We start from the raw sequence: 11,986 nt of genomic DNA on the forward strand, positions 1-11,986 counted from the left end.
TTTCTTGTTGCAACAGGCGGGTTGACGAGGGCATTGGTTAAATCACGCCCCGCGCCTGCAGCAGGCTTTTCGCCAGGCTGCGGGCCGCCGATAACACCTCTTCAACCTGTTGATCCATCGCCGCCGTGGATGAGGCTATTTTTCCAAGTTCGACGACGCGCAGCGGGTGGCCGCAGACGGATCCCAGCCAGGTCAGGCCAGACACCATGCCAACTTCGACATCCAGTAAAAAGCTTCCGTGGGAGACGGAGCACAACAGTTGGCTGACGAAACACGCATCGCCCCCGGCAGAGTTCTCCGGGCTAGACCCCGCCCGTAACCAGTCGACCCTCAACGCCTCGGATTGCTTGATGGCTAGATAAGCCACCTGGTCCCAGTCATCTATCGCCACGTGCAGCTTGTCGATCATGTATTGGGGCAACGCGGCGCTGGTAACGATGACCACTCCGGCATCCGCCGAAGGTTGCTTGATCCAGACTGCAGATTGCGATATCGCATGCATGGCGGTACTCCCGGCGGTTTGGTAGGAGCCACTTGCTCCGGACGGCGATCTGACGATGAGGTCGTGACATTCAATATTGATGCCGACTGACCCACCGCTCCGTGAACAAGCTCGCTCCTACAGGTGATTGGCGTTAATCAGCCGTTGCGGAACAGGAAGCTATAGGCATTCAGCGCAGGCGCCCCACCCAGGTGCGCGTAAAGCACTTTCGAACCTTCGGGGAACTCGCCACGGCGGACCATTTCAATCATCCCGTGCATGGATTTGCCCTCGTACACCGGATCGGTCAGCACACCTTCCAGGCTCCCGCACAGGCGAATGGCTTCCAGCGTACCGTCGTTAGGCAAACCGTATTCCGGATAGGCGAAGCGTGTGTCGAGCACCACATCCTCTTCGGTGATCTCGCGGCCCAATTCCACCAGTTCTGCGGTGTGCCGGGCGATACGCAGGATCTGTGCCTTGGTTTTCTCTGGCTTGGCCGAGGCATCAATGCCGATAACGTTCTTCGAACGGCCGTCCGCGGCGAAACCGACGACCATACCGGCCTGGGTACTGCCGGTCACGGAGCAGACCACGATGTAGTCGAACTTGAACCCCAGTTGTTTTTCCTGCTCCCGTACCTCCTCGGCAAAGCCGACAAACCCAAGGCCGCCGTAGGGATGTTCGGAACACCCCGCAGGGATCGGAAAGGGTTTGCCGCCCCGCTCCACCACATCGTTCATGGCCTTCTCCCAACTGGGCCGGATGCCAATGTCGAACCCGGCGGCGTCCAGCCGTACATCCGCACCCATGATGCGCGACATCTCGATATTGCCGACGCGGTCATACACCGCATCGGAGTAGTTCACCCAGTTTTCCTGGACCAGCACACACTTCATGCCCAGATGGGCAGCGACGGCGGCGACCTGACGGGTCTGGTTCGACTGTATCCCGCCGATGGACACCAGGGTGTCGCAGCCCTGTTCGAGTGCTTCGGGAATCAGGTATTCGAGCTTGCGCGTCTTGTTGCCGCCAAAGGCCAGGCCACTGTTGCAGTCTTCGCGTTTGGCATACAACTCGACCTTGCCGCCCAGGTGTTCGCTGAGGCGTTTCAAGGCCGTGATGGGAGAAGGACCGAAGGTCAGCGGATAACGTTTAAAACGATTCAGGTTCATGACTCTGCTCCTTGTTTATTGAGTATCAAAGCGCCAGACCGAAAGGCAAAAGAGGCTGCGTTCCAGGCTCTTTCAGAGGGGCTTCGATGAGTTCAATATTAAGAAGAGTTCGAAAAATATGTGTTGCAAATTTCTATTAGATAAAGAAACATAATTTTCCACAGGAAACATTAAACATACTTTAATTGCGTATAAATCCATATGAACGCAACAAATACTCAAGTGAAGCAGGGCAAAACAGTCGCGTTGCCGCAGCCGCTGGATCGAACCGACCGCGCCATTCTCAAGACCCTGCAGCGAGATGCTTCCATCTCCAACGTGGCGCTTGCAGAGAAGGTGAAATTGAGTGCACCGGCTTGCCTCAGGCGCGTCGAACGGCTCAAACAGGCCGGCCTGATCAAGGGCATCGTCGCCCTGCTGGACAATGAAGCGCTGGATGCGGGGATGGTGGTCTTGATCGGCGTGGTACTGGACCGCTCCACACCGGAATCCTTCGCTGCATTCGAGGCGGCGGCACAAAAAGTGTCCGGCTGCATGGAGTGCCATGTGGTGACAGGGGAGTTCGACTACTTCATGTTGCTGCGCACCAAGGACAGCAACAGTTTCAACCGGCTCCATGCGGAGCAATTGCTTTACCTGCCCGGGGTTCGCCAGATTCGCTCGTTCATGGGGTTGCGCCAGGTCTTGTCGACAACCCATATCCCCCTTTGAGGTTCAAATTAGCCCGAGCACCCGTCGGTCAGCAATCCGGTGTCCCAGAAATATCAGCGCCCATCAAAGAGCGACGTGATGTCCGCATCCAATAGCAGGTCAGCTGTCGACCCTCGGCCAAAGAAGACACATAAAGAAGCCTTACTTTTCGTCAACTTTTTACTTCGGAACTCATGCCAGCGATAGGCAACCGCTTCAAACGTGTTGTTGGCGGCGTGAGAGGCTTTCTGCCGCTCGGCGCGACGATGGAGCGGGGATCGATATTGTTGGCCACCAGCGCACTTGCCGCCTCCCTCCGCTGGCGAGCCTCCTTGAGACTGACGCCTGGATAGATGCCGAGGGAAATACGCCATTGCTTGTCATGCCAATAGAAACGGAAATGCCAGCGCTTCGAACCTGTCGGTGGCACTTGCATAGATAAGCCATCCCCATCGGTTAACGTATAAGGCTTGCTGGCAGGCTTGGCTTGCTTGATCGCTGTATCTGTCAGCGCCATCAGACACCTCCTTTTGCATCAAGGAGGGGAATACAACTCAGCGGTAGACGGACCAATACGAAAATTGATGCGCAAGGCATCGTAAAAGGCTGTGCCAGCGGTGTACTTAAATGTGTACTTAAAAACCGTGGCTGGGGATGGATTCCAGTGGAATTCAGAAAACAAAAAAAAGCGGCTCAAGGCCGCTATTTCCGTGGCTTCCAGGCGTTCAATGGGCCTTAGTGGAAGCAAATATGGCGCAGCGGACGGGACTCGAACCCGCGACCCCCGGCGTGACAGGCCGGTATTCTAACCGACTGAACTACCGCTGCGCGTAACACTTTGAAGCGAATGGTGGGTGATGACGGGATCGAACCGCCGACCCTCTGCTTGTAAGGCAGATGCTCTCCCAGCTGAGCTAATCACCCTTCACTTTCGGTGTGGGCGGCATCATACACCAAAAATTCGCAATGTCTTGATTTAAATGCACTTTATTTGAAATATTTTCTCAAGCGCAGCGCACGCCCCCGGAAAACCGGGCTTCTAGCCCGCAAACTCAAGTGTATTGCGAGTTAGGCCCCAAGGCAGATTTCTTCGACGGACGCCTGAGCGCCAGCGCGGCCTATTTCGAAATCCACGAAAACAATCGCTCGGTGTCCGACGACGATTACAACACCCAGACGCCGACCCCGACCCACTATGCCTTCAAAGGCACCAAGGCGGTGACCAAGGGTTATGAGCTGGAAATAACTGGCGAACTGGCGCCGGGCTGGCAGCTGCAGGCCGGCTATACCCACAAGATCGTGCGTGATGACCAGGACGCAAAAATCTCCACCTACAAACTCAAGGCCAACCTGGACAAGTTAACCGTCGGCGGTGGCGTGCGCTGTGATTTCTAACCGGCCAATAAAAAACGCCGCCGATCATCGGAAATGATCGGCGGCGTTTTTTGAGGTTTCGCACACCCCAGACAGCAAAAAGCCCGCTCAATGAGCGGGCTTTCTGTGGTGACCTGGCGTTCAGCGTTCCAGGTTACCGAATATGGCGCAGCGGACGGGACTCGAACCCGCGACCCCCGGCGTGACAGGCCGGTATTCTAACCGACTGAACTACCGCTGCGCGTAACACATGAAGCGAATGGTGGGTGATGACGGGATCGAACCGCCGACCCTCTGCTTGTAAGGCAGATGCTCTCCCAGCTGAGCTAATCACCCTTCGTTTCGGTGTGGCGCGCATTCTACGGAGCGACCCTAGGTCTGGCAAGCACTTTCTTAAATCTTTTTTTTCAGCCCTTCCAATGGCTTAGGCAGGGTTGGCCTCGAGCGCTATCAAGAGAATAATGCCCCCCTTTGTATAAAGGAGAGACTCACCCCATGTGGTTCAAGAACCTGCTTATCTATCGCCTGACCCAAGATCTGCCTGTTGATGCCGAGGCGTTGGAAGCGGCCATGGCCACCAAACTGGCGCGCCCTTGTGCAAGCCAGGAGTTGACCACTTACGGTTTCGTCGCCCCTTTTGGTAAAGGTGAAGACGCTCCCCTGGTTCACGTCAGCGGTGACTTCCTGCTGATCGCCGCGCGCAAGGAAGAACGTATCCTGCCGGGTAGCGTGGTGCGTGACGCACTCAAAGAGAAAGTCGAAGAGATCGAGGCCGAGCAAATGCGCAAGGTCTATAAAAAAGAACGCGACCAGATCAAGGATGAAATCATCCAGGCCTTCCTGCCGCGCGCCTTTATCCGTCGCTCGTCGACCTTCGCCGCCATTGCGCCGAAACAGGGCCTGATCCTGGTCAACTCGGCAAGCCCCAAGCGCGCCGAAGACCTGCTGTCGACCCTGCGTGAAGTGATCGGCACCCTGCCGGTTCGCCCACTCACGGTAAAAACCGCGCCAACCGCGATCATGACCGATTGGGTCACCACGCAGAAACCGGCCGATGACTTCTTCGTCCTTGACGAATGCGAACTGCGCGACACCCATGAAGACGGCGGCATTGTGCGCTGCAAGCGCCAGGACCTGACCGGTGAAGAAATCCAGCTGCACTTGACCACCGGCAAAGTCGTGACCCAACTGTCACTGGCCTGGCAGGACAAGTTGTCCTTCATGCTCGACGACAAGATGACCGTCAAGCGCCTGAAGTTCGAAGACCTGCTGCAAGACCAGGCCGAACAGGACGGCGGCGACGAAGCCCTGGGCCAACTGGACGCCAGCTTTACCCTGATGATGCTGACGTTCGGCGAATTTCTGCCGGCATTGGTTGAAGCGCTGGGCGGCGAAGAAACCCCACAAGGCATCTAAACGCAACACAGGCCTTATACGGGCACGGTCAATGTGGGAGCTGGCTCGCCTGCGATAGCATCACCTGGGTGTTACTGACAAACCGAGGTGCCTGCATCCCAGGCAAGCCAGCTCCCACATTTGATCGCGCTGCTCTCCCGAACACTCTAATAACAAGGACATCCCCATGCGCGCACTCGCCGCCTTGAGCCGCTTCGTCGGCAATACCTTCGCCTACTGGGTGTTGATTTTCGCGGTGCTCGCCTTCCTCGAGCCCGGCTGGTTCATTGGCCTGAAAGGCGCCATTGTGCCGCTGCTGGGCCTGGTGATGTTTGGCATGGGGCTGACCTTGAAACTTGAAGATTTCGCCGAGGTTGCCCGCCATCCGTGGCGCGTGGCCCTGGGCGTGGTCGCGCACTTTGTGATCATGCCGGGCGTGGCGTGGTTGCTGTGCCAGGCCTTCCACCTGCCGGCGGAAATTGCCGTCGGCGTGATCCTCGTCGGGTGCTGCCCAAGCGGCACCTCGTCCAACGTGATGACCTGGCTGGCCCGTGGTGACCTGGCGTTGTCGGTGGCGATTGCCGCCGTTACAACCCTTCTCGCCCCACTGCTGACGCCGGCGCTGATCTGGCTGCTGGCGTCGGCCTGGCTGCCAGTGTCATTCATGGAATTGTTCTGGTCGATCCTGCAAGTGGTGCTGCTGCCGATCGTGCTCGGCGTGGTCGCGCAACGTGTGCTCGGCGAGCGCGTGCGCCATGCGGTGGACGTGCTGCCATTGGTGTCGGTGGTGAGCATCGTGATCATCGTTGCGGCCGTGGTGGCGGCGAGTCAGGCCAAGATCGCTGAATCAGGCCTGTTGATCATGGCCGTGGTGATGCTGCACAACAGCTTCGGCTACTTGCTGGGTTACTTCACCGGCCGGTTATTCAAACTGCCACTGGCCCAGCGCAAGTCGCTGGCACTGGAAGTCGGCATGCAGAACTCCGGGCTGGGCGCCGCGTTGGCCAGTGCGCATTTTTCGCCATTGGCGGCGGTACCCAGTGCGCTGTTCAGCGTCTGGCACAATATTTCCGGGGCGTTGCTGTCGACCTACTTCCGCCGCATGAGCGAAAAGGAAGACCGCCGTGTACTGGAAAACACGCCGCAAACTTGATCACCAGATCGATATTCGGCACTCTACCGAGCTTCGCGGGGACGACCCCGCGACGCTGTCGAGCGCTATTCCAGGGGACGACCCCACTTTTAGAAGAGAGGTCATCATGTCCTGGATCATCCTGTTTTTTGCCGGGCTGTTTGAAGTGGGCTGGGCAGTCGGCTTGAAGTACACCGATGGTTTCAGCAAGCCATTGCCCACCGCCCTGACGATTGCCGCCATGGCCATCAGCCTCGGCCTGCTGGGCCTTGCCATGAAAGAACTGCCGCTGGGCACCGCCTATGCCATCTGGACCGGTGTCGGCGCGGTGGGCACGGTGATCGCCGGGATCATCCTGTTTGGCGAGTCCATGGCGTTGTTCCGGTTGGCCAGTGTGGCGTTGATTATCTGCGGGCTGATTGGCCTTAAGATTAGCGCCTAATTCACTGTCGCTATCGCAGGCAAGCCAGCCCCCACATTAAACCGCGTTCGCTTGAACAACTCGGTCAACTGTGGGAGCGGGCTTGCTCGCGAAGAGGCCCGAACAGTCAGTAAAAAACTACCTGACAGTCCCGCGCAACACCCCCACCCGCTCCTGCAACTGCGCAGGCGTCGCGGCCTCGACCGTCACCGGCTCACCCGCCACCAGCACCACCCGCGACCAGATCCGGTGAAAGAACCCCTTGTTCGGATCGCGACTGAAAAAACTCCCCCACAAGCCCTGCAACGCCATGGGAATCACCGGCACCGGCGTCTCTTCCAGAATGCGCGTCACGCCCCCGCGGAACTCATTCATCTCACCGTCCCCGGTGAGCTTGCCTTCCGGAAAAATGCACACCAACTCGCCTTCCTTCAGGTAGTGGGCAATCCGCGCGAAGGCCTTTTCGTAGATATGGATATCCTCGTGACGCCCGGCAATCGGAATCGCCCCCGCAGTGCGGAAGATAAAATTGAGCACCGGCAAACGGTAGATCTTGTAGTACATGACAAAGCGAATCGGCCGACGCACTGCACCGCCGATCAACAGCGCATCGACAAACGACACGTGGTTGCACACCAGCAACGCCGCGCCCTCATCCGGAATCAGCTCGAGGTTGCGGTGCTCCACGCGGTACATGGAATGGCTGAGCAGCCAGATCATGAAACGCATGGTGAACTCGGGGACGATTCTGAAGATGTAGGTGTTGACCGCGATATTGAGCAGCGACACCACCAGAAACAACTCGGGAATCGACAGCTTGGCCACGCTCAACAGCAGGATCGACACGATGGCCGACACCACCATGAACAGCGCATTGAGAATGTTGTTGGCCGCGATCACCCGTGCACGCTCGTTTTCGGCGGTGCGCGACTGGATCAGCGCATACAGCGGCACGATATAGAAGCCGCCGAACACGCCCAGGCCGAGGATATCGAACAACACCCACCAGGCCTGGCCGTAGCCGAGTACGCCGAGCCAGTCATGTTCCTGAGCACTCTGTGGGAAGCCGCCGGAGTGCCACCACAGCAGCAGCCCGAACACTGTCAGGCCAAATGAGCCAAAGGGCACCAGGCCGATTTCCACCTTACGCCCGGAGAGCTTTTCACAGAGCATCGAGCCCAGAGCGATACCGACCGAGAACACCGTGAGGATCAAGGTCACCACAGTTTCGTCGCCGTACAACCACTCCTTGGCGTAGGCCGGGATTTGCGTCAGGTAGATCGCGCCGACAAACCAGAACCACGAGTTGCCGACAATCGAACGTGACACCGCCGGGGTCTGCCCCAGGCCCAGGCGCAAGGTGGCCCACGATTCGCTGAATATGTTCCAATTCAGGCGCAGCCCTGGGGTAGACGCCGCCGCGCGCGGAATGCTGCGGCTGGCCAAGTAACCCAGCACTGCCACACCGATAATTGCCACGGCCACGATCGGTGCGTAATGGGTCGAAGACATCATGATCCCGGCGCCAATGGTGCCGGCCAGGATCGCCAGAAACGTGCCCATTTCCACCAGACCGTTACCGCCCACCAATTCATCGTCCTGCAGGGCCTGGGGCATGATCGAATACTTCACCGGCCCGAACAGCGCCGAATGCGTGCCCATGGCAAACAGCGCCAGCAGCATCAGCTCCAGGTGATTGAACAGGAAACCGGTGGCGCCGACGCTCATGATCACGATCTCACCGATCTTGATCGCGCGGATCAACGCGTCCTTGTTGAATTTCTCGCCGAATTGCCCGGCCAACGCCGAGAACAGGAAGAACGGCAGGATAAACAACAACGCGCACAGATTGACCCAGATCGAGCGGTCACCGTCGATGGTGAGCTTGTAGAGAATGGCCAGGATCAGCGATTGCTTGAAGATGTTGTCGTTGAAGGCGCCCAGCAACTGGGTGATGAAAAACGGCAGGAAACGCCGTGTGCGCAGCAAGGTAAATTGTGAGGGGTGGCTCATCGTCCGTGTTCCTGCGTGGCCTGGTAGGCTTGATTGCCGGTTTTTTATAAAAAGACAGGCCACGACTTTACCTAATCCCGCTTACTTATTCCCTAGTCCTGCAATGCATGGCGATACAAAAAGCTCACCTTTGTAGGCGCCCTGCACAGTGCGCGTGGCAACGATCAGCCACATCAGCGCCAACGCCACCACCAGCACGCACCCGAACACACTGAAGAACCCCAGGTGCAGCAGGCTCGCAAGCTTCAGTGTGGCCAAGGCATAAACCCCCAGCGGGAAGGTAAAACCCCACCAGCCCAGGTTGAACGGAATGCCGGCGCGCAGGTAACGCAGGGTGATCAACACGGCGATCAGCATCCACCACAGGCCAAAGCCCCACAGGGTAATGCCGGCCACCAGGCCGAGGCCGTTGGCCATCTCCCCTGCGCCTGGCAAACCGTTGGCCGCGAAGATCGCCGGTGCGTCGCCGCCCAGCAACAACATGCCCAATGCACCGGTGCCGATAGGGCCGAGGGCCAGCCAGCTGGACGCGGCCATGTTGGCGTGAGGCAGTTTGTGCAAGGCCATGCGCAGCATCAGGATGGTCAGGATGCTGAAGGCTGCCGGCAGGGAAAACGCCCACAGCACATAGCTGGTCACCAGCATCACCAGTTGCGAGTGAGCGTCGGCCAGGTGCGGCGCCAGCAGGCCACCGCTGGCGGCAGCGACTTCAGCGGCGACCACCGGCAACAGCCACACGGCGGTCATCTGATCGATGCTGTGCTCCTGACGCGTGAACATCATGAATGGGATCAGCACGCCGCAGGCCAGGGCCATCGCCACGTCCAGCCACCATAAGGCTTCGGCCAACGGCACCACATCGGCGCCCCATCGCGGCAGCCCAAACAGCAGCAAGCCATTGATAATCGTCGCCAGGCCCATGGGGATGGTGCCAAAGAACATCGAGACGGTGGAGTGCCCGAAAATCCGCCGCGCCTCGTGGAAAAACATCAGCCAGCGGGCCGCGTACAACACGCTGAACAGCACGAACAGGCCGACGGTGAACATCCACAGCCCTTCGGCAATGGTGTGCAAGCCGGGCAAGCGGGTCGGCACTTGGGCCAGCGCAAGGGCCAGCACGCCGGTGCCCATGGTGGCGGCAAACCAGTTGGGCGTGAACTGGCGAATCACTTCCCGTGGACGGGCCAGGTGACTGAAGGGTTTGTAGGTAATGGCAGTTGAGCAGGTCATGATGGCAATCCTCTTCCTCGCATGAGGTTGAGACCATCATAGAACCGGATTGAATATCTATATAACGGGTAATATCTCTATCTGTTATCTACTTTGCCAATATAGACACTCGAGCTAAACCGTTGCCTTGGCTTGCGCCGCCCCCTGGATCAGCAAGCCTGCCAGCGCGCCGAGCGCCAATACGATGAGCACTGCGCCATAACCATCGGTGGTGGCGATCAGGCCAAACACGCGGCTCAGGTTGCCCGCCAGCAGGGCCGGCACGCAGAACGCCAGGTAGCTCAGCACATAAAAAGCCGACATCAGCCCGGCCCGCTCATGGGGTAACGCCAGGCTGACGATACTGCGCACACTGCCCATGAACCCGCCGCCGAAGCCAAAGCCTGCAATCACACTCGCAACAAAGAACAGCCACAGGCTGGCGCTCTGCACCGCAACCAGCAACAACGCCACGCCCACCGCCAGCAGGACCGCGGAGAGACGCATGACCTTGTCTGCCGGGTGCTCGCGCAGGCTGTAAATCATCACCGCACCGCTCAAGGTCACGACTGCAACCAGGCCGCCGCCAATCAAATGCGAGGTCGAACCGGTCGCCGCCCGCACCAGCGAAGGCGCCAGGGATGAAAAGAACCCGCCCAGCGCCCACACCGCCACATTCAGCGGCATCGCCAGCCACAAGGCCCGACGCGCCTGCGCGGGGACATGCAGGGTGGGCGCCAGCGACCTCAAGGCACCCGGTAGGCGGCTGACGGTTTCCGGCAAGCGCCACACATAAAGCGCCTGCAGCACCATCAGGCCCAGCAGCGTGAAGTAGATCAATTGGGTCGGGCGTGGCGCGTATTCCACCAGCAGGCCACTGCCCAAGGCACCGCAGGCCATGCCCAACAGCGGCGCGAGGCTATTGAGCATCGGCCCGCGCAGGCGGTCGGTGTCCAACAGCGTTGCCGCCAACACTGCAGTTGCCGTGCCTGTGGCGAAACCTTGCAGCGCCCGGGCGGCAATCAGGTAGGCGGTGCTGTCAGCATTGATAAACAGCAGCATCGACACAATATTCAGCAACAGCGCGGCGAAAATCACCGGCTTGCGCCCCACGTGGTCCGACAGCGAACCGACGGTCAACAGCGCCGCCAGCAAGCTCACGGCATACACCCCGAAGATCACCGTCAGCATTGCTGCGGAGAAATGCAGGTTGTCCTGATACACCTGATACAACGGCGTCGGCGCGCTGGACGCAGCCAGGAAGGTCAACATCGTGATGACCAGGAACGCCAGGCTGGAACGTTGAGAAATGACGCTAGACATGTGCACACTCCGCTAAAGCTAATATTTTGCTTTTGCAGAGTGTGCTACTCGCAAGCGCTTAAAGCAAATTCTTTGTGTTAAGGTTTTACGCATGGCGATTAAAGAAGGCCTTCGCCCGGGGGGCCGCAGTGCCCGGGTTCAAGAATCAGTGCATAACGCCGCGCGCGAATTGCTGGAAGCCCATGAGCGTTCCAGCGTTACCGTGCCGATGATCGCTGCGCGCGCGGGCGTCACGCCGTCGACCATCTACCGCCGCTGGGGCGACTTGTCTGCGCTGCTCGCCGACGTGGCGCTGGAACGCCTGCGCCCAGACAGTGAACCCGCCAACACCGGCAGCCTGCGCGGCGATTTGCGTGCGTGGGGCGAGCAATACCTGGACGAAATGAGTTCCGAGCTTGGGCGCAACATGATGCGCGACGTGCAGTGCAGCCATCCCCGGGACTACTGCAGCAACATCCTGATGGGCCAGATGCAGGTCATTCTCGACCGCTACCAGAGCACCCACGACGTACTGCCGAGCCTGGACCGGTTGCTCAACCTGATCGCCGCGCCCACGGTGTACCGCAGCCTGTTTGCCAGTGCGCCGCTGCCGGTTGAAGAACTGCATGAACTGATCGAGCTGGCACTGAAAGGCTAAGGGCCCAGCGCCTGCAGAAAAGCAGCGCTTGGCAGTCTGACAGACCACCAGATCTTGAGAGCTAAACTCGATCAACTTGTGGGAGCGGGCTTGCTCGCGAAGGCGGTGGATCAGTCAACTCATGTGTAGCTGACAC

General features: G+C 59.0%; 11 protein-coding genes, 4 tRNA genes and 1 pseudogene. 6 read left to right on the plus strand and 10 right to left on the minus strand.

Annotated features, from left to right (window positions below; translation table 11 throughout):
- Positions 1-37 precede the first annotated feature (37 nt).
- Positions 38-502, minus strand: a complete 465-nt coding sequence (locus tag ACM530_RS00405) for a transketolase (protein ID WP_242193628.1) — start codon at positions 500-502, stop codon at positions 38-40.
- Positions 503-639: 137 nt separating this feature from the next.
- Positions 640-1,656 (minus strand): 1-aminocyclopropane-1-carboxylate deaminase, encoded by a 1,017-nt coding sequence (locus ACM530_RS00410; RefSeq protein WP_416364038.1) that lies wholly within the window; start codon positions 1,654-1,656, stop codon positions 640-642.
- 201 nt (positions 1,657-1,857) lie between these two features.
- Here ACM530_RS00410 and ACM530_RS00415 point away from each other — a divergent pair, with 201 nt between their 5' ends.
- Complete coding sequence (locus tag ACM530_RS00415) at positions 1,858-2,367, plus strand: Lrp/AsnC family transcriptional regulator (RefSeq protein WP_410017235.1); 510 nt, start codon at positions 1,858-1,860, stop codon at positions 2,365-2,367.
- A 151-nt stretch (positions 2,368-2,518) separates the two neighbouring features.
- On the opposite strand, the gene ACM530_RS00420 is transcribed toward ACM530_RS00415, so the two are convergent.
- The 3 genes from ACM530_RS00420 to ACM530_RS00430 all read right to left on the minus strand — a co-directional run bounded on the left by ACM530_RS00420 (position 2,519) and on the right by ACM530_RS00430 (position 3,270).
- Positions 2,519-2,863: an Arm DNA-binding domain-containing protein gene (locus tag ACM530_RS00420; protein ID WP_416364039.1), complete on the minus strand. Its 345-nt coding sequence runs from the start codon at positions 2,861-2,863 to the stop codon at positions 2,519-2,521.
- A 234-nt stretch (positions 2,864-3,097) separates the two neighbouring features.
- Positions 3,098-3,174: transfer RNA gene (locus tag ACM530_RS00425), tRNA-Asp, on the minus strand.
- A 20-nt stretch (positions 3,175-3,194) separates the two neighbouring features.
- A tRNA-Val gene (locus ACM530_RS00430) sits at positions 3,195-3,270 on the minus strand.
- Positions 3,271-3,408: 138 nt separating this feature from the next.
- On the opposite strand from ACM530_RS00430, the pseudogene ACM530_RS00435 reads away from it, so the two are divergent.
- Positions 3,409-3,729 (plus strand): annotated as a pseudogene (locus ACM530_RS00435) (TonB-dependent receptor domain-containing protein); the annotation flags it as partial.
- Between the two features lie 155 nt (positions 3,730-3,884).
- On the opposite strand, the gene ACM530_RS00440 reads toward ACM530_RS00435, so the two are convergent.
- Both ACM530_RS00440 and ACM530_RS00445 read right to left on the minus strand, forming a co-directional pair.
- Positions 3,885-3,961 (minus strand) — tRNA-Asp (locus ACM530_RS00440).
- Between the two features lie 19 nt (positions 3,962-3,980).
- A tRNA-Val gene (locus ACM530_RS00445) sits at positions 3,981-4,056 on the minus strand.
- Between the two features lie 159 nt (positions 4,057-4,215).
- On the opposite strand from ACM530_RS00445, the gene rdgC reads away from it, so the two are divergent.
- The 3 genes from rdgC (at position 4,216) to sugE (ending at position 6,689) form a co-directional block, all read left to right on the plus strand.
- Positions 4,216-5,136, plus strand: coding sequence for a recombination-associated protein RdgC (gene rdgC, locus ACM530_RS00450; protein WP_003172886.1), 921 nt, complete (start codon positions 4,216-4,218; stop codon positions 5,134-5,136).
- A gap of 166 nt (positions 5,137-5,302) precedes the next feature.
- Complete coding sequence (locus ACM530_RS00455; RefSeq protein ID WP_145166055.1) at positions 5,303-6,268, plus strand: bile acid:sodium symporter family protein; 966 nt, start codon at positions 5,303-5,305, stop codon at positions 6,266-6,268.
- A 106-nt stretch (positions 6,269-6,374) separates the two neighbouring features.
- Entirely contained in the window at positions 6,375-6,689 is a 315-nt protein-coding gene (gene sugE / locus ACM530_RS00460; protein WP_010166396.1) for a quaternary ammonium compound efflux SMR transporter SugE, read from the plus strand.
- A 117-nt stretch (positions 6,690-6,806) separates the two neighbouring features.
- Here the strand turns inward: sugE and ACM530_RS00465 are convergent, their stop codons facing one another.
- The 3 genes from ACM530_RS00465 to ACM530_RS00475 form a co-directional block, all read right to left on the minus strand.
- The gene (locus ACM530_RS00465; protein ID WP_416364040.1) at positions 6,807-8,681 is read right to left on the minus strand and encodes an MFS transporter; all 1,875 of its coding nucleotides are present in this window, start codon (positions 8,679-8,681) and stop codon (positions 6,807-6,809) included.
- 81 nt (positions 8,682-8,762) lie between these two features.
- The gene (locus tag ACM530_RS00470; protein ID WP_416364041.1) at positions 8,763-9,911 is read right to left on the minus strand and encodes a TDT family transporter; all 1,149 of its coding nucleotides are present in this window, start codon (positions 9,909-9,911) and stop codon (positions 8,763-8,765) included.
- Positions 9,912-10,025: 114 nt separating this feature from the next.
- A complete protein-coding gene (locus ACM530_RS00475; protein WP_416364042.1) occupies positions 10,026-11,213 on the minus strand; it encodes an MFS transporter in 1,188 nt (395 codons plus the stop codon).
- Between the two features lie 91 nt (positions 11,214-11,304).
- Between ACM530_RS00475 and ACM530_RS00480 the strand changes: the two genes are divergently transcribed.
- Positions 11,305-11,850, plus strand: coding sequence for a TetR/AcrR family transcriptional regulator (locus ACM530_RS00480; RefSeq protein WP_145166059.1), 546 nt, complete (start codon positions 11,305-11,307; stop codon positions 11,848-11,850).
- Positions 11,851-11,986 lie beyond the last annotated feature (136 nt).

It is taken from the genome of Pseudomonas sp. NFX183 (assembly GCF_047943075.1).
Lineage (GTDB): Bacteria > Pseudomonadota > Gammaproteobacteria > Pseudomonadales > Pseudomonadaceae > Aquipseudomonas.

What these genes read in the sequence shown, in the direction of transcription:
- ACM530_RS00405 (WP_242193628.1), bottom strand. Translation starts at nt 502, where the DNA reads ATGCATGCGATATCGCAATCTGCAGTCTGGATCAAGCAACCTTCGGCG.
- ACM530_RS00410 (WP_416364038.1), bottom strand. Translation starts at nt 1,656, where the DNA reads ATGAACCTGAATCGTTTTAAACGTTATCCGCTGACCTTCGGTCCTTCT.
- ACM530_RS00415 (WP_410017235.1), top strand. Translation starts at nt 1,858, where the DNA reads ATGAACGCAACAAATACTCAAGTGAAGCAGGGCAAAACAGTCGCGTTG.
- ACM530_RS00420 (WP_416364039.1), bottom strand. Translation starts at nt 2,863, where the DNA reads ATGGCGCTGACAGATACAGCGATCAAGCAAGCCAAGCCTGCCAGCAAG.
- rdgC (WP_003172886.1), top strand. Translation starts at nt 4,216, where the DNA reads ATGTGGTTCAAGAACCTGCTTATCTATCGCCTGACCCAAGATCTGCCT.
- ACM530_RS00455 (WP_145166055.1), top strand. Translation starts at nt 5,303, where the DNA reads ATGCGCGCACTCGCCGCCTTGAGCCGCTTCGTCGGCAATACCTTCGCC.
- sugE (WP_010166396.1), top strand. Translation starts at nt 6,375, where the DNA reads ATGTCCTGGATCATCCTGTTTTTTGCCGGGCTGTTTGAAGTGGGCTGG.
- ACM530_RS00465 (WP_416364040.1), bottom strand. Translation starts at nt 8,681, where the DNA reads ATGAGCCACCCCTCACAATTTACCTTGCTGCGCACACGGCGTTTCCTG.
- ACM530_RS00470 (WP_416364041.1), bottom strand. Translation starts at nt 9,911, where the DNA reads ATGACCTGCTCAACTGCCATTACCTACAAACCCTTCAGTCACCTGGCC.
- ACM530_RS00475 (WP_416364042.1), bottom strand. Translation starts at nt 11,213, where the DNA reads ATGTCTAGCGTCATTTCTCAACGTTCCAGCCTGGCGTTCCTGGTCATC.
- ACM530_RS00480 (WP_145166059.1), top strand. Translation starts at nt 11,305, where the DNA reads ATGGCGATTAAAGAAGGCCTTCGCCCGGGGGGCCGCAGTGCCCGGGTT.